Genomic DNA, 16,991 nt, shown 5'->3' on the forward strand with positions numbered 1-16,991 from the left:
GTCGATTTTCCGGTATGGCAGCGACTAAGGTATTAGCTTAATCTTAGATCCGATACTGGCAAGCTGATGCTATACCGGCTACTCTCATCAAATAGACTTTGCGGACTGTCACTCAGAAAAACATTCTGAAAAGTCAATTTTTACAAAATTGTCTAAAACAAAAGATAAAACGTAACCAAAAAAAACTAAACGCGTCATAACGTCAGACACGAGTAGGGACACGAATGACAAGTATCGAACAGATCGAAGAAGAAATCACCATAAACTCAACCGCCGTAGTTGAGCGAATTATATTTCATATAGTTGGCCCAAAATTAAAGACCCCACTAATACTTACAGAAGTGGAAGATCCCAGCACCCACTCTGACTTTTTTATCGACAGACTCATAGAAACGGCTAAAGGCACTGCCTATAACTTCAATGCTGCATCAGGGGTTAGAGATCAAGTTTTTCTTGCCATTAGCAGTGACCACGCATTCGTCGACTGCTCCGAAATTCTAGCCGTCCGATTTCAAGAGTTATATGAAAATGACAAACGCCTAATCCCTGGTGTTCTTATGCTTTTGAAAATAAAATGCGAAGAAAAATATTATGCTGCGATTATAAAATACGATGACATAAAAGTAATTTCTTACAAAACTCAAGCGACAGTAGATGGAAAAGTAAAACCAATCCTCGACTTGATTTTGAACACGTTTGTCCAAGACAAAAAAGCGCTACAAAAATCCGCACTCATAAATGTCAACAATAATGCTGGCCAACTTCTCTGCATTGACAGAAGTGGAAAAAACGGCGACATCACGGACATGTTTAAAAAATACTTGGATTCAAGCAGAAAATTTAGCCATGAAACATTAGTCGACCGCCTACTTCTTGCACTAACTGAAACTGCAACCACTAATAAAGAAATTATTCCAGCAGAAATAATCCGAAAAATAAAGACTGCAGCGAAAGATGCAATTTCTACTATTCAAAGCTTCAACCCTAAGTCACCGGCCACGCTATTACATGCACTATTCGGCCCTCTCCATACACATGAGAAAATAAAAGCCACATTCGAAAAAGCGTTAAAAAAACAGAAAATAGCAAACGAAACTATAAAAATACCAACAGGCTATTTTAAAAAACCGGCTAAAAAAATTAAAGAAACGCAAGAAGGCGTTCGAGTAATTTACACTCAAGAACATGTTGACTCAGGTGCTATTACATTCGAAGACGAAAACGGCTACAAATCTTTTAAAGCCACGACTATTGAGTATCGAATAGACGACGAATACCATGGAAAAAATTAACGCCATACTCAAAAAATCGATACTAAAAAATGAAAACGTCGATCAGGCTCTATTTTCGATAAGCTCCTTGACGTGCGAAGAAAGCACCCTATTAAACACTTTCAGCACCGATAATTCGGAGATCTTTCAACTACTTGTTACTACCGAATATGGCGACGAGTTTAAACTACCATGCGTTGATCAAGAGCAATTAAACAAGCCGATAGATTTGCTAATAACCAAAACACCCAACCCTAACCATGCTTATTTTTTTACATTAAAGGGATTTGAAAATGGACTTTCCCATAAATCTGTAGACAACCGAAAAACTATATTTATAAATGCTAAATTTGAAGAATTTTTCTCAAGAAGTTGCAAATTTAAGCAATGGGGAAAATACGAAAATAACTCCAACGAAGAAAAAAAATTTATTGATGCTAGAAAGCTAATCAAAGACGCAAGCGCGGGACAGTTGGCTTCAAACATTGAGTTCTGGATTACGCATCTTGAGCCGAAGGCCGTCAGTGATGTTTACTCAATATGGCTAAAAAAATCCATTCCCAAAGCCTCACTAATTTTCTGTTCTGAGATATGGAGAGAGAACCAATCTCTCAAACTCGTGATCAATGGCACAAAAAAACTCGAAGCCGAATTCGACACGAACGCTTTATATCCAAACTCCATTCACGAATCCAACATAAATGAAGCCGCAAACTGGATGTTCGATCTCGATAGAGAAGTAGATATTAGGCATCTACTGCTAACTACAAGACTATCAAACTTGCAAATTAAGGCATCTGAGAACTGGCTAACTTTTTTGAGTCGAGTATTACCGAAATGCCTCGAAAATGCAAAAAACGATTACAAAGCTCACATACACAGCAAAACTTCTGACACGCTTAAAGCAATAGCAGATATTAGAAAAATAATCGCAGAAGAATCATCAAAAATAATTGATCGAACACATGCACTTTCCGTCACACTTTTTCGCGATATCGCAATAGCTTTCAGCGCTATAAGTATTCGAATAATAACAATTCCTGCACAAGGCAGCTTGGAAAATGAAAAAATCATTCTTTTGCTTTTATCAGCTGGATGGCTACTTACTAGCTTGAGAATTACGACGAAAACAAACTACCTATATATAAGGTCACTTGCAAAATCAAGATTCTTTTGGAGCAGAAAAGTTAATACAACAATACCAATTTCCGAATTTAAAGAGCTTTCTGAAAAACCCTTTCGGGATGCTGTCTCTGCCTACAACAAAATACGTAAAATCGCGGAGCACACATACTTCACATCAATTTTTTTACTTATATTTTTTGCATTTTACAAACACATTCTAAATTTTATACAGATAATCGCCACATCTACTTGTTAGCCAATTATCAATTTCCCCACAAAAAAGCCGCCCTAAAGGGCGGCTTTTTCATTCACTACAAACCAAGTCTTACAACTTCGGACCTGCAGCCTTGATCGCGTCGCTCACTTCGAACTTCTTGAAGTTCTCGATGAACAGACCGGCCAGTGCTTTCGCAGCCTCGTCGTACGCAGCCTTGTCAGCCCAGGTGTTGCGTGGGTTGAGCAGGTTGGTTTCAACGCCCGGTACGGCCAGTGGCACGTCGAGGTTGATGGTGTCGAGGTGTTCGGTGGCTGCACCGATCAGCGCGCCGCTCTGGATCGCTGCGATCACTGCGCGGGTGGTCGGGATGTTGAAGCGTTTGCCGACGCCGTAGCCGCCGCCGGTCCAGCCGGTGTTGACCAGGTAGACCTTGGAGCCGAAGCCGCGGATGCGCTTGATCAGCAACTCTGCGTATTCGCCAGCCGGACGCGGGAAGAACGGTGCGCCGAAGCAGGTGGAGAAGGTCGACTTGATGCCGCTGCCCGAACCCATTTCAGTCGAGCCCACCAGTGCGGTGTAGCCGGACAGAAAGTGGTAGGCCGCTTGTTCTTCGTTGAGGATCGACACTGGCGGCAGTACGCCGGTCAGGTCGCAAGTCAGGAAGATCACCGCGTTTGGCTCGCCACCGAGGTTATGCTCGGAACGCTTGGCAACGTGCTCCAGCGGGTACGCGGCGCGGCTGTTCTGGGTCAGGCTGACATCGGCGTAGTCGGCGTTCTTGGCGTCGTCGATGACGACGTTTTCCAGGACTGCGCCGTGCTTGATGGCTTTCCAGATAACCGGCTCGTTCTTCTCGGAGAGGTCGATGCACTTGGCATAGCAACCGCCTTCGATGTTGAACACCACGCCTTCGCCCCAGCCGTGTTCGTCGTCACCGATCAGGTAACGGCTTTCGTCAGCCGACAGGGTGGTTTTACCGGTGCCCGACAGACCGAAGAACAGGGTCACGTCGCCTTCTTCGCCGATGTTGGCAGCGCAGTGCATTGGCAGCACGTCAGCGGCCGGCAGCAGGAAGTTCTGCACGGAGAACATGGCTTTCTTCATCTCACCGGCGTAACGCATGCCAGCGATCAGCACTTTCTTCTGTGCGAAGTTGAGGATCACGCAACCGTCGGAGTTGGTGCCGTCACGCTCAGGCACGCACTCGAAGTTGGCGACGTTGAGCACTTGCCACTCTTCACGACCGGCCGGGTTGTATTGGGCCGGGTTGATGAACAGGCAACGACCGAACAGATTCTGCCAGGCAGTCTGGGTGGTCATTTTCACGGCCAGGTAGTGATCTTCCGCCGCGCCTACATGCACGTGGGACACAAAGTGCTCTTGCGCGTTGTTGAATGCTTCTACGCGAGCCCACAGCGCGTCGAACTTGTCGGCCGGGAACTTGCGGTTGATCGGGCCCCAGGCGATAGCGGCCTGGGTGGAAGGCTCTTCAACGATGAAACGGTCAACAGGCGAACGACCGGTGCGGTGACCAGTGCGAACAACCAGAGCGCCGGTATCGGCAAGCTCGCCCTCACCGCGGTTCAGGGCTTCTTTTACCAGATCATCAACACTCAGATCGGTGTACACGGCGTTATTGGCTTGCGTCATGAGGTTCCCCGTCGGCCAGTGGCCGAGTGTGCTCCAAACGTTTTGTAGTAGAAAGTCGTGCACTACTACCGCGAAAAAAGTGGGCCGGATTATGCCAGAAAAGCCCAAAAAGAGTAGGGTCCTCCCGTCGTAACGGCGATATTCCGTCGTTACGCAGTGAATTTACCTGCGCTGAACCGTTTTAGTGCCGGGTATCTGACGGCGTGTCGACGCCTGCGCCAGCGAACAATTGAGCAACATCCGTGGCATCGAACAGGTAGCGCTCGTTACAGAACTGGCAATCAACCTCGATGTTGCCACCGTGTTCGACCACCAATTGCTGCGCATCTTCCAGACCGAGACTGACCAACGCATTGCCTGAGCGTTCCCGCGAGCAGCTGCAACGGAAGCGCAGTTTCTGCACATCGAACAGACGAACCTGCTCTTCGTGGTAGAGGCGATGCAGTACGGTTTCGTTGTCCAGGCTGAGCAATTCATCGGCGGTCAGGGTGGTGGCCAGTGCGGTGATGTGCTGCCAGCTGGCGGCGCGATCTTCTTCGTCTTTCAGACGATCGGCCGGCAGTTGCTGCAGCAGCAGGCCACGAGCGCGACGACCGTCGGCAAACAGCTTGAAGCGGGTGCCGACCTGTTGCGACATGACGAAATAGTTGGTGAAGCAATCGGACAGGGTTTCGCCGTCGAGATCGACGATGCCCTGATAGCGCTGGCCGACAGTCGGGTCGACGGTCAACGCCAGAACGCCATTGGGCATCAGATCGGCGAGGGTAGCGTCCGCGGCAATCTGGTCAGCGTGATAACGCGCCAGACCACGGATGTCGCGGTCGCTGGAGCACTCGATCATCAGCATCGGGATCGGCCCTTCGGAACGCGCCTGCAGAATCAGCAGTCCATCGAACTTGAGGGTGCCCACCAGCAACGAGGCGGCCGCCATCAGTTCGCCCAACAATTGCGCGACCGGCTCCGGGTACGGGTGCTTGGCAAGGACTTCGGCATAGCTGCGCTCAAGCGCAACCAGTTCGCCGCGCGTATCGCTGTCATCGAAGATGAAACGTTGGGTGAAATCGGTATCCGGTAGGTCGGTCATAATTTTGGGTATCTGAATGTGGTGACAAAATGGTTACAAGACGTGAAAATTTGCACTTCTTGGCACTCTTTTTAGTGCCGACTGCTCTGCCATGGGAGGCATTTTATGAACAATCCGGGTTTGTTCCAATCAAGGTGGAACCTCGGCCGGCTGGTTCTGTGCAACATAGTGCCATTAGCGCTACTGGCTTTCTGGTTATGGCCTACGGGCAACTCGCTGTGTGTGATTTTCGACGAGTGGCTGTTTCGCTCACTCAACGCGCCGCTGGCCAGCAACCCGATATGGCTCCATATCTGGGCAATTGCAAGTATGCGTCCATTCGACGTCGTCGTTGGCTTGATCCTGCTGACGCTGCTGATCAAGGGCGACTGGGTGTTCAAGGCCATTGACGTGCGCCGGGCTTTTTTCGGTTTTCTTTCGATCCTGCTGTTGATGGTGGTGATTCGTGCGCTGTTTTCCAAGTTCGCCGACCATATGAATTGGCAGCACAGCAGCCCGTCGATGGTGCTTGAGGGTGCCGTGCACATCAGCGATTACTTCCCGGTTCTGGAAAAAACCTGGGAAGTGAAGGATCGCTCGAGCCAGAGCTTTCCCGGTGACCACGCTTCAGTGTTGTTGATCTGGGCGCTGTTCATGGGCGTGTTCAGCCGTACGGCCGGCCAGTTTGTGACGATCTGGGGCCTGGCGCTGTTGTTCATGCTGCCGCGACTGGTGGCCGGTGCGCATTGGGGTCAGGACGATTACATCGGTGGCGTATTGCTGGCGGTATGGGCGTTGGGGTGGGGTTACTACACGCCGTTTGCGTATCACGCTTCAAACTTCTGGCTGAAGGTGACGGCGCCGATCTTTGCGTTGCTGGGCAAGTTGCCACTGGTTTCGCGGATGAGTGTGGTGCGTAGCGCCTGATACCGAGTTGTTCATGGCGAGTGCTGCGCACTCGAATCGCTAGCAGGCTAGCTCCCACAGTGACCGCGTCGAGCTCAGGCAACTCGCTCCCACATTGGAATGCAGTCCCTTGTGGGAGCTAGCCTGCTAGCGATGGGGCCACACTCACCAAGCATTACTCGTCGTTACTGCTGCCGCGAAACTTGAACAAATCCCGCCGCTGTTTTTTGCTCGGTTTGCCGTCGGTGCTCACGCCCAACGCCCCCGCCTTGCGCATCGCCGCAGCCGCTTCACGCTTGGCAATACTCGCCTCGGTTTCTGCATACAGCATCTGCGCCTCCGGTGCGCCGCGTCGTACAATCGACAATGCTTCGACCTTCACTGAACGAACCTCAAACCCGGTACGAATCTCGAACTCATCGCCAATGCGTGGCTCTTTGCCAGGCTTGCAGCGCTCGCCGCGACAATGCACCTTGCCACTCTCGATCGCTGCTTTGGCCAAGGCGCGGGTTTTGTAAAAACGCGCAGCCCACAGCCACTTGTCGAGACGGACCTTGTCGTCCTCTTCGCTTTTTTGTGCCATGGCATTTCCTCATTCTGAAATATTGATGAACTGTACTACCGTTTCAGTCATGTCATGAATGACCGCGTCCCGGATTACAATGTGCGCGTTTCGGCGCCTGCTTCAGGGGCCGGAAATCCGGGCTGTAGAAATCTGTCGCCTTTTAACCCTTATTCTGCGTGAATACCGCGAATCCGGCCTCGTGCGGGCTGAAGCGGTTGTCACGGTTGAGCATTTTTTTGAAGACATTTGACCATTTGACCGTTGTCGGTCTGCGCGAGTGGGTGGCGCTCCCGGATTTGGGAGTTGCGGGCCTGCGAGCAAAAATCGACACCGGCGCCAGCACCTCCAGCCTGCATGCCACCGACATCGAGCCGTTCGAACGCGACGGCGAGAAGTGGGTGCGATTCACTGCGCATCTGGGCACGGTGGTGCAATTGCGCCACCGTCGCTGCGAAGCACCCCTGGTAACACGCAAAACCATCAAAAGCTCCAACGGCCATGCGCAGGTGCGCTACGTCATCAGCACCACACTGGCTCTCGGTGATCGGGTCTGGCCGGTCGAGTTCACGCTCGCCTGCCGCAAGTCCATGCGCTATCGCCTGTTGCTCGGTTCCAAAGCCCTGATCGACGGCCAGTTGGTGGTCAATCCGGGCATCAAGTACGTACAAGACAAGCCGGTGTTCCCGGTATCTACCTCCTCCACAGGTGTTGCATGAAGATCGCTGTGCTGTCGCGAAACCCGCGTCTGTATTCCACCCGCCGTCTGGTCGAAGCCGGAACCGAGCGCGGGCATGAAATGGTAGTGATCGACACCCTGCGCGCCTACATGAACATCGCCAGCCACAAGCCGCAGATCCACTATCGCGGCAAACCGCTGGAAGGCTTCGATGCGGTGATCCCGCGGATCGGTGCGTCGGTGACGTTTTATGGTTGCGCGGTGTTGCGCCAGTTCGAAATGATGGGGGTGTTCCCGCTCAACGAATCGGTGGCCATCGCCCGTTCGCGCGACAAATTGCGTTCGCTGCAACTGCTGTCACGTCGCGGTATCGGCTTGCCGGTCACCGGATTTGCTCACTCGCCGGACGATATTCCTGACCTGATCGACATGGTCAACGGCGCACCGCTGGTGATCAAAGTGCTGGAAGGCACCCAGGGTATCGGCGTGGTGCTGTGCGAAACCGCGACCGCTGCTGAATCGGTGATCGAGGCGTTCATGGGCCTGAAGCAGAACATCATGGTCCAGGAATACATCAAGGAAGCCGGCGGTGCGGATATTCGTTGCTTCGTGGTCGGCGACAAGGTCATCGCGGCGATGAAGCGTCAGGCCAAACCGGGTGAGTTTCGCTCTAACCTGCATCGCGGCGGCAGCGCCAGCCTGATCAAGATCACCCCGGAAGAACGCATGACCGCGTTGCGCGCAGCGAAGGTCATGGGCCTGGCCGTGGCGGGTGTGGATATCCTGCGCTCCAATCACGGGCCGCTGGTGATGGAAGTGAACTCGTCGCCGGGGCTGGAAGGGATCGAGACCACCACCGGGAAGAATGTGGCGGGGATCATCATTGAGCATCTTGAGAAGAATGGCGGGCCGAATATGACCCGGACCAAAGGCAAGGGCTAGAGCCAAGAGCAACAGCCCCTCACCCTAACCCTCTCCCAGAGGGAGAGGGGACTGATTGGGGGATGCTTAAGAGATACGCCGACCTGATCCTGCTGTGCCGAATCCATAATCGACTCGGAATTTCGGGTCGATGTATGCCGCCAGACACCTCGGTCGGCCCCCTCTCCCTCCGGGAGAGGGCTGGGGTGAGGGGCTTTTGTCTACACAGCATCCCGCGGCAACATCAACCCCAACGGCAACCTCACCCGCGCTTCCAGCCCACCACCGGACCGGTTGCGCAGTTCAACATTGCCGCCATGCATCGAAGCGATCCGCTTCACAATCGCCAACCCCAACCCGGTGCCCTTCCCGCCCCTGGCACGATCGCCTCGGGTAAACGGGTTGAAAATCGCCTCCAGCTCCGAAGGATCGATCCCCGCGCCACGGTCCATCACACTCAGCACCACATACGGCGCACTGACGTCACCGGACACATAAGCCGCGACTTCAACGTGACCGCCGGCATGGTTCAAGGCGTTGCCGATCAGGTTGTTCAGCAAGCGCTTCATCGATACCCGACGCAGCGGAAACGGCTGGATCGGCTCCAGACGCAAACGCACTTTCTCTTCATTCTGGTTGTACGGTGCCGCGACCTCGCGCACCAGATCCGTCAGATCCACCTCTTCCACCGACTCGTCACGACCGTCGCGGATGAACGCGAGGAACTGGTCAAGAATCGCGTCCATGTCTTCGATGTCGCGCACCATGTCGTCGGTCAGGTCGTTGCGGTCGCCCATCAACTCCAGCGACAGCCGCAACCGCGTCAACGGTGTGCGCAAGTCATGGGATACGCCGGCCAGCATCAACTCGCGCTCGCGCCCGGCCTGCTCGACGTCTTCGGCCATCTGGTTGAAGGCGCGATACACCTCGGTCATCTCGCTCGGCGTATCGCTGATCGGCAGCCGTACGCTGCGGCCCTGACCGAGCTGCCGGGCGGCGTACACCAAGCGTTTCAAGGGCTGGTTGAGCTGGCTGACGAAAATCCATGCCGACGCCGTCGACAACAAACCAATCGCAAGGAACCAGCCAAGCACGTTCCAGATTTTCTGGCCGCGCAGCGGGTGCGGATACAACGGCACCTTCAACCAGCCGTCACCGAGGCTCGGTGCACGCACCCACAGCGCTGGCGGTGAATGCATGCGCAGGCGCACTTCGGTGTCGGCACCCAGTTCGGCCTGCATCTGTCGCTGGTAGATTTCGCTGTAGGGCCAGTGCTGTTCACCTTCCGGCACACCGGCGCCCACGACCCGAATCAGGGTGGCGGCATCAGCGATCTTCGCGCGGTTTTCTTCATCGGCAGCCCAATAGGCTCGCAGCGTCAGGGCGACGCCGTGGCTGTATTGGCGGTCCACCAGCACGTCTTCGTTCATCAACAGATAAACCAGGGTCAGCGCCTTGGAAAACAGCACGACGATGAGCACCAGCCAAAGGGTGCGGGAGAAAAAACTTTGGGGGAACCAGACAGGGGTTTTCATCTATAACCGCTACACACTTGCAGGAGCGAGCAATGCTCGCATATTGCGGATTGCGAGTCTGCGGGCATGACCGTTCGACCAAAACCTGCAGACCCGCTCCTACAAATCGCCGATCACTTGGTGGCGGCGCCATCCGGTACAAACACGTAGCCCACACCCCAGACGGTCTGGATGTAGCGCGGCTTCGATGGATCCGGCTCGATCATGCGGCGCAGACGGGAAATCTGCACATCGATGGAACGCTCAAGGGCATCCCACTCGCGGCCTCGGGCCAGGTTCATCAGTTTGTCGCGGGTCAGCGGCTGACGCGCGTTCATCACCAGTGCCTTGAGTACCGCAAACTCACCGGTGGTGAGCATGTGCACTTCGTCGCCGCGTTTCAGTTCACGGGTGGCCAGCGACAACACGTAATCACCGAAGGTGACGTTTTCGTCCTCACTGCCCGGTGCGCCCGGTACCGGTGCGGCCTGGCGACGCAGGACGGCTTTGACCCGGGCCATCAGCTCGTCCGGGTTGAACGGCTTGGCCAGATAGTCATCGGCGCCCAGTTCCAGACCCTTGATACGGCTCAGCTCGTCGCCTTTGGCGGTGAGCATGATGATCGGAATCTGGTTGTTGGCGCCACGCAGGCGACGGCAAGCGGTCAGACCGTCTTCGCCGGGCAGCATCAGGTCGAGAACGACCAGATTGAAAACTTCACGCGACAGCAGACGATCCATCTGCTCGGTGTTCGGTACGGTACGGGCACGGTAGCCCTTGCTGACGAAAAAACGTTCCAGCAGGCTGCTAAGGCCTGGATCGTCGTCAACGATGAGAATTTTTTCGCCTTCAGCAGTTTGTGCAGTGCTGCTCATTGGATGCTCCTTTTAGCTCGGCGCGCATTATGGCGTAGCTGCCGTTATACGCACCGTGTGCATTGTTAGCAGATTTTTCCTTCACTGCCAGAAAACCGGGGTTTATGCCTACAGACTGCGACGCCCCCGAATGACAGAACGCTGGTTATAATGCGCGGCGTTTTGTGCCAGGCAACGTCTGAATCGTTACCGCAGGTGGCAGGCTTTTTTTCCTGTCGTGCGCAGTAATTGTTCGATTTCACGGGTCAATGGGCTGCCTTTTGACCCAGGCAGCGGCAATTTTCTAGCCGCTCAACCAGACTCCGGGCCTTTATTTGCGCGCCTGAGAGCCTGCTTTCACAATATGTCAGGTGGTTTTATGGACAGCATCAACAGCCGCATTGCCGAGGAACTCGGTGTACGCCCACAACAGGTCGAAGCGGCCGTCGCGCTACTCGATGAAGGGTCTACCGTTCCCTTCATCGCCCGTTACCGGAAAGAAGTCACCGGCAGCCTCGATGACACCCAGTTGCGTCATCTGGAAGAGCGTTTGCGCTACCTGCGAGAACTCGACGAACGGCGCATCAGCATCCTCGCCAGCATCGAAGAGCAAGGCAAACTCACCCCTGCCCTCGAACGCGACATCAAACTCGCCGACACCAAGACCCGCCTCGAAGACTTGTACCTGCCGTACAAGCAGAAGCGCCGCACCAAGGGCCAGATCGCCCTGGAAGCCGGCGTCGGCGACTTGGCCGACGGCCTGTTCAACGACCCGAACCTGGCCCCGGAAACCGAAGCCGCGCGCTTCGTTGACGCCGAAAAAGGCGTGGCCGACGTGAAGGCTGCGCTCGAAGGCGCGAAATACATTCTCATGGAACGTTTCGCCGAAGACGCCAGCCTGCTGGAAAAACTGCGTAACTACCTGAAACAGGAAGCGACCCTCAGTGCCCGCGTCATCGCTGGCAAGGAAGAGGAAGGTGCCAAGTTCCGCGATTACTTCGAACACGACGAACCGCTGAAAAGCATGCCATCGCACCGCGCACTGGCAATTTTCCGTGGCCGCAACGAAGGCATCCTCAGCTCCGCGCTGAAAGTCGGCGACGAACTGCCGGGCACCATGCACCCGTGCGAGGGCATGATCGGCCAGCAATTCAACATCCAGAACCAGAATCGCCCGGCCGACAAATGGCTCGGCGAAGTGGTGCGCTGGACGTGGAAGGTCAAGCTCTACACACACCTGGAAACCGACCTGCTCGGCGAACTGCGCGACGGCGCCGAGACCGAAGCGATCAACGTGTTCGCGCACAACCTGCACGACTTGTTGCTGGCCGCGCCGGCCGGCCCCCGCGCAACCCTGGGTCTCGACCCGGGCCTGCGTACCGGTTGCAAGGTTGCCGTGGTCGACTCGACCGGCAAACTGCTCGATCACGCCACGGTTTACCCACACGTGCCGCACAACAAGTGGGATCAGACCATCGCCATTCTGGCCGCCCTGTGCGCCAAGCACTCGGTCGACCTGATTGCCATCGGCAACGGCACCGCCAGCCGCGAGACCGACAAACTGGCGATCGAGCTGATCAAAAAATACCCAGCGATGAAGATGACCAAGGTCATGGTTTCCGAAGCGGGTGCATCGGTGTACTCGGCGTCGGAACTGGCGGCCAAGGAGTTCCCGGATCTGGACGTGTCGATCCGTGGCGCCGTGTCCATCGCCCGTCGCCTGCAGGATCCACTGGCTGAACTGGTGAAAATCGATCCGAAATCCATCGGTGTCGGCCAGTATCAGCACGACGTCTCGCAGTTGAAACTGGCGCGTGGTCTGGACGCTGTGGTCGAGGACTGCGTGAACGCCGTCGGCGTTGACGTGAACACTGCTTCGGTGGCGCTGCTGGCACGCATCTCCGGCCTCAACGCAACGCTGGCGCAGAACATCGTCGCTCACCGCGACGAACACGGCGCATTCAAAACCCGTGCAGCACTGAAGAAAGTCGCGCGTCTGGGCGAAAAAACCTTCGAACAGGCTGCCGGCTTCTTGCGCGTGATGAACGGCGACAACCCGCTGGATTCCTCGGCAGTTCACCCGGAAGCCTATCCGCTGGTGCAACGCATTGCCGCTGAAACCGACCGTGATATCCGCTCGCTGATCGGTGATGCAAGCTTCCTCAAGCGTCTGGACCCGAAGAAATTCACCGACGAAACCTTCGGTCTGCCAACCGTGACCGACATCATCCAGGAACTGGAAAAACCGGGCCGCGACCCGCGTCCGGAGTTCAAGACTGCCGAGTTCCAGGAAGGCGTCGAAGACCTCAAGGATCTGCAACTGGGGATGATTCTCGAGGGCGTGGTGACCAACGTGACCGCATTCGGTGCCTTCGTCGACATCGGCGTGCATCAGGACGGTCTGGTGCATATCTCGGCACTGTCGGAGAAGTTCATCAAGGATCCACGCGAAGCGGTGAAGGCCGGTGATGTGGTGAAAGTGAAGGTCATGGAAGTCGACATCCCGCGCAAACGCGTCGGCCTGTCGATGCGTATGGGCGACACTCCGGGCGAGAAGATCGACGGTGCCCGTGGCTCGCGTCCGGGCTCGGCGCAACGCCAGCCGTCGAACAACGCGCCACGCAAGGAAACAGCAACCGCCGCACCAGTGAATAATGCGATGGCCTCGCTGTTCGCCAACGCCAAGCAGTTGAAGAAACGCTGATGGAAATTCCGGCCGGGCTCGTCGAGAGCGCGTTTTTCAAGCTGTTGGGCTGCCGCCTGCACAGCCTGGAAACCGGGGTGGCGCAAGTCGCCCTGGTGCTGGAACCCGAATTGCGCAATCGCGGCGGCAAATTGCACGGTGGCGCGCTGTTCAGTCTGGTCGACATCGCCATGGGGCTGGCTTGTTCCAGCACCCACGGCTTCGATCAGCAGAGCGCGACCATCGAGTGCAAGATCAACTATATCCGCGCCGTTTCCGATGGCGAGGTGCTGTGCACGGCGCGGGTCATCCACCCGGGCCGCCGCACTTTAGTGGTCGAAGCCGACGTGATGCAGGGCGACAAACTGGTCGCAAAAGCACAAGGCACGTTCGCTGTCCTGTAGCTAGACGCCATCAATTTGAGTTAATTTCGGCGCAACGAATCCTGTGGGAGCGAGCCTGCTCGCGAAGAGGGTGTATCAGCAATGCAGATGTCGGCTGACACACCGCCTTCGCGAGCAGGCTCGCTCCCACAGGGATTGTGCAGTTCCTGACTGACCGGCAAATGGCCTGCCGCTACAAAACCAGGCGAAAACGCCAGTTTCAACTTCACCCTTGTAGACCGTCCTGCCCACCCCCATATTGGGGCGACTGACGCGTGAAGGAATCCAAATTGAGCGAACTTCTCAACCGCCGCCTGGCTCTGCTCGGCGAGCGCGCTAACCTCTCTCTGCTCGAGCAGTGCCTGCACGGTATCGAACGTGAATGCCTGCGCGTGACCAGCGAAGGTCGCCTGGCGCAAACGCCGCACCCCGAAGCCTTGGGTTCCGCGCTGACCAACGAACAGATCACCACCGACTACTCCGAGTCGCTGCTGGAATTCATCACGCCCGCCCTGCCGGATCCGGCTGATACGCTGGCGAGCCTGGACAAGATTCACCGTTTTGCCTACAGCAAACTCGGCAACGAGTACCTGTGGAGTCCATCGATGCCGTGCCCGTTGCCGGCCGAGGAAGACATCCCGATCGCCTATTACGGCACCTCTAACATCGGTCAGCTCAAGTACGTCTACCGCAAAGGCCTGGCCCTGCGGTACGGCAAGACCATGCAGTGCATTGCCGGGATTCACTACAACTTCTCCCTGCCGGAAAAGCTCTGGCCACTGCTGCGCGAAACCGAAGGTTTTGTCGGCACTGACCGCGACTTCCAGTCGTTTTCCTACATTGCGCTGATCCGTAATTTCCGTCGCTACAGCTGGCTGCTGATGTACCTGTTCGGGGCGTCGCCAGCGCTGGACGCCGGTTTCCTCCGTGGTCGTTCGCATCAACTCGAACAACTTGATCCGGACACCCTGTATCTGCCGTACGCGACCAGCCTGCGCATGAGCGACCTCGGTTACCAGAGCAACGCCCAGGCCGGCCTGACGCCGTGCTACAACGATCTGGCGAGCTACACCGACAGCCTGCGCAAAGCCGTGGCCACGCCGTACGCACCGTACGTTGAAGTCGGCACGCACCAGGATGGTGAGTGGGTGCAGCTCAACACCAACATCCTGCAGATCGAAAACGAGTACTACTCCAACATCCGCCCGAAACGCGTGACCTACACCGGCGAGCGGCCGATTCAGGCGCTGGTGGCGCGTGGCATTCAGTACGTTGAAGTGCGATGCCTGGACATCAACCCGTTCCTGCCGATGGGCATCGACCTCACCGAGTCGCGCTTCCTCGACGCGTTCCTGCTGTTCTGCGCGCTGAACGATAGCCCGCTGCTGACCAATACCTCGTGCGGCAACGCCACGTCGAACTTCCTCAGCGTGGTCAAGGAAGGTCGCCGCCCGGGCCTAGAGTTGCAGCGTGACGGTGAGTCTGTCGAGATGAAGACCTGGGCTGCCGAACTGCTGGAACAAATCGCCCCGCTGGCGGCGTTGCTGGATCAGAGCCATGGCGGCGATGCGCACAGCAAGGCGCTGGATGCGCAACTGGCCAAGGTCAGTGACCCGTCACTGACGCCATCCGCGCAGGTGTTGGCGGCGATGGCTGAGCACAAGGAAAGCTTTGCGCAGTTCTCGTTGCGTCAGAGCCAGGCGCATGCCGAGTTTTTCCGTAGCGAGCCTTTGGCGGCGGATGAGCAGGCGAAGTTTGAGGAGTTGGCGCGTACTTCTCTGGCTGCGCAGGCTGAGCTGGAGCAGAACGAGGTGGGGGATTTTGATGTGTTTGTCGGGTCCTATCAGGCGAGCATTCTGGCAATCAGTAATTAAAAGTTGTCGGTAAAAAGATCGCAGCCTGCGGCAGCTCCTACATGGGAATGAGATTTCCTGTAGGAGCTGCCGAAGGCTGCGATCTTTTGCTTTGCTTAGATTGATCGTTCCCACGCTCCGCGTGGTAACGCCTCAAGGGACGCTCCGCGTCCAGGTGACGCGGAGCGTAGGACCGATCTGCTCTCCTCCTTAGATTTTTCCGCTCATAAGCTCATTCTAAAAAGTTATTTATTTACCGATTCTTAGATCATTTAGTCTCCTTTCACGCCGACGCTCGGTCGCCTGATATGGAGCTCTTCAATGAAACTGAATTTTCCGCTTCGCCTGCTCGCCGCAGCCTCCCTGGCCGCCGCGAGTTTTCTGGCTCAGGCCGCCGACCTCACCGTCGCCTACCAAACCACCGTTGACCCAGCGAAAGTCGCCCAGGCCGACGGCGCTTACGAAAAAGCCACCAAAGCCGATATCGCCTGGCGCAAGTTCGACAACGGCGCCGACATCATCGCCGCCATCGCTTCCGGTGATGTGCAGATCGGCTACCTCGGTTCGAGTCCGCTGACCGCTGCGATCACCCGCAAAGTCCCGGTCGAAACCTTCCTCATCGCCACCCAGATCGGCGCCGCCGAAGCACTGGTCGCCCGCGACGGTTCCGGCATCAAGACCCCGCAGGATCTGATCGGCAAGAAAATCGCCGTGCCGTTCGTGTCGACCGGGCACTACAGCCTGCTCGCCGCGCTGAAGCACTGGAACATCGACCCGTCGAAAGTCACCGTGCTCAACCTCGCCCCGCCAGCGATCATCGCGGCGTGGAAACGCGGTGACATCGACGCCACTTACGTGTGGGATCCGGCGCTGGGCGTGGCCAAGGAAAACGGCAAAGTGCTGATCACTTCCGGCGAACTGGCCAAGTTTGGCGCGCCGACCTTCGATGCGTGGATCGTGCGCAAAGACTTCGCCGAGAAGCACCCGGAAATCGTCACCGCGTTCGCCAAGGTCACCCTCGACGCCTACGCCGATTACCGCAAAGACCCGAAAGCCTGGCTCGCCGATCAATCCAACGTCGACAAACTGGTGAAACTCTCCGGCGCCAAGGCCAGCGACATTCCGCTGCTGCTGCAAGGCAACGTCTACCCGCTGGCGGCTGATCAGGTAGTCACCCTCGGCGCGCCGACCACCAAAGCCATTACCGACACCGCTGCGTTCCTCAAGGAGCAAGGCAAGGTCGAAGCCGTTCTGCCGGACTACGCGCCGTACGTCAGCGCCAAATTCATCACCAACTGATCGGGAGTTAA

The 16,991-nt window shown here is 56.1% G+C and carries 14 protein-coding genes; 9 read left to right on the top strand and 5 right to left on the bottom strand.

The genetic code is table 11. The features are described from left to right. Positions 1–224 precede the first annotated feature (224 nt). Together ACIF4X_RS02700 and ACIF4X_RS02705 are read left to right on the top strand one after the other, a co-directional pair. Positions 225–1,292 (top strand): nucleoid-associated protein, encoded by a 1,068-nt coding sequence (locus tag ACIF4X_RS02700; RefSeq protein WP_397480816.1) that lies wholly within the window; start codon positions 225–227, stop codon positions 1,290–1,292. Continuing rightward, positions 1,279–2,652: a hypothetical protein gene (locus tag ACIF4X_RS02705; protein ID WP_397480817.1), complete on the top strand. Its 1,374-nt coding sequence runs from the start codon at positions 1,279–1,281 to the stop codon at positions 2,650–2,652. Before ACIF4X_RS02700 ends, ACIF4X_RS02705 begins: the two co-directional genes overlap by 14 nt. A gap of 69 nt (positions 2,653–2,721) precedes the next feature. Here ACIF4X_RS02705 and ACIF4X_RS02710 read toward each other — a convergent pair whose 3' ends face one another. Both ACIF4X_RS02710 and hslO read right to left on the bottom strand, forming a co-directional pair. Continuing rightward, a complete protein-coding gene (locus tag ACIF4X_RS02710) occupies positions 2,722–4,263 on the bottom strand; it encodes a phosphoenolpyruvate carboxykinase (protein WP_397480818.1) in 1,542 nt (513 codons plus the stop codon). Positions 4,264–4,444: 181 nt separating this feature from the next. Then, positions 4,445–5,347: an Hsp33 family molecular chaperone HslO gene (hslO, locus tag ACIF4X_RS02715; RefSeq protein ID WP_129387612.1), complete on the bottom strand. Its 903-nt coding sequence runs from the start codon at positions 5,345–5,347 to the stop codon at positions 4,445–4,447. A 105-nt stretch (positions 5,348–5,452) separates the two neighbouring features. On the opposite strand from hslO, the gene ACIF4X_RS02720 reads away from it, so the two are divergent. Continuing rightward, on the top strand, positions 5,453–6,253 hold the full coding sequence (locus ACIF4X_RS02720) for a phosphatase PAP2 family protein (RefSeq protein WP_397480819.1): 801 nt from the start codon (positions 5,453–5,455) through the stop codon (positions 6,251–6,253). Between the two features lie 154 nt (positions 6,254–6,407). Here the strand turns inward: ACIF4X_RS02720 and ACIF4X_RS02725 are convergent, their stop codons facing one another. Then, positions 6,408–6,815, bottom strand: coding sequence for an RNA-binding S4 domain-containing protein (locus ACIF4X_RS02725; RefSeq protein ID WP_397480820.1), 408 nt, complete (start codon positions 6,813–6,815; stop codon positions 6,408–6,410). Between the two features lie 236 nt (positions 6,816–7,051). Here ACIF4X_RS02725 and ACIF4X_RS02730 point away from each other — a divergent pair, with 236 nt between their 5' ends. Together ACIF4X_RS02730 and rimK are read left to right on the top strand one after the other, a co-directional pair. Next, on the top strand, positions 7,052–7,513 hold the full coding sequence (locus ACIF4X_RS02730) for an ATP-dependent zinc protease (protein ID WP_171057267.1): 462 nt from the start codon (positions 7,052–7,054) through the stop codon (positions 7,511–7,513). Continuing rightward, complete coding sequence (gene rimK, locus ACIF4X_RS02735; RefSeq protein WP_007949201.1) at positions 7,510–8,415, top strand: 30S ribosomal protein S6--L-glutamate ligase; 906 nt, start codon at positions 7,510–7,512, stop codon at positions 8,413–8,415. Before ACIF4X_RS02730 ends, rimK begins: the two co-directional genes overlap by 4 nt. Before the next feature lie 200 nt (positions 8,416–8,615). On the opposite strand, the gene ACIF4X_RS02740 is transcribed toward rimK, so the two are convergent. Next, positions 8,616–9,929, bottom strand: a complete 1,314-nt coding sequence (locus ACIF4X_RS02740; protein WP_007917930.1) for an ATP-binding protein — start codon at positions 9,927–9,929, stop codon at positions 8,616–8,618. A gap of 113 nt (positions 9,930–10,042) precedes the next feature. Then, positions 10,043–10,783 (bottom strand): two-component system response regulator OmpR, encoded by a 741-nt coding sequence (gene ompR, locus ACIF4X_RS02745; RefSeq protein ID WP_064388985.1) that lies wholly within the window; start codon positions 10,781–10,783, stop codon positions 10,043–10,045. Between the two features lie 358 nt (positions 10,784–11,141). Here ompR and ACIF4X_RS02750 point away from each other — a divergent pair, with 358 nt between their 5' ends. The 4 genes from ACIF4X_RS02750 to tauA all read left to right on the top strand — a co-directional run bounded on the left by ACIF4X_RS02750 (position 11,142) and on the right by tauA (position 16,980). Next, on the top strand, positions 11,142–13,466 hold the full coding sequence (locus ACIF4X_RS02750) for a Tex family protein (protein WP_397480821.1): 2,325 nt from the start codon (positions 11,142–11,144) through the stop codon (positions 13,464–13,466). Continuing rightward, a complete protein-coding gene (locus ACIF4X_RS02755) occupies positions 13,466–13,849 on the top strand; it encodes a PaaI family thioesterase (protein ID WP_007917925.1) in 384 nt (127 codons plus the stop codon). The genes ACIF4X_RS02750 and ACIF4X_RS02755 overlap by 1 nt, the downstream gene beginning before the upstream one ends. 269 nt (positions 13,850–14,118) lie before the next feature. Beyond that, a complete protein-coding gene (gene gshA, locus ACIF4X_RS02760; RefSeq protein WP_397480822.1) occupies positions 14,119–15,702 on the top strand; it encodes a glutamate--cysteine ligase in 1,584 nt (527 codons plus the stop codon). Between the two features lie 300 nt (positions 15,703–16,002). Beyond that, positions 16,003–16,980, top strand: coding sequence for a taurine ABC transporter substrate-binding protein (gene tauA / locus ACIF4X_RS02765; protein WP_397480823.1), 978 nt, complete (start codon positions 16,003–16,005; stop codon positions 16,978–16,980). Positions 16,981–16,991: the final 11 nt, after the last annotated feature.

The sequence above is a fragment of the Pseudomonas sp. NPDC085632 genome (assembly GCF_044541255.1).
Lineage (GTDB): Bacteria > Pseudomonadota > Gammaproteobacteria > Pseudomonadales > Pseudomonadaceae > Aquipseudomonas.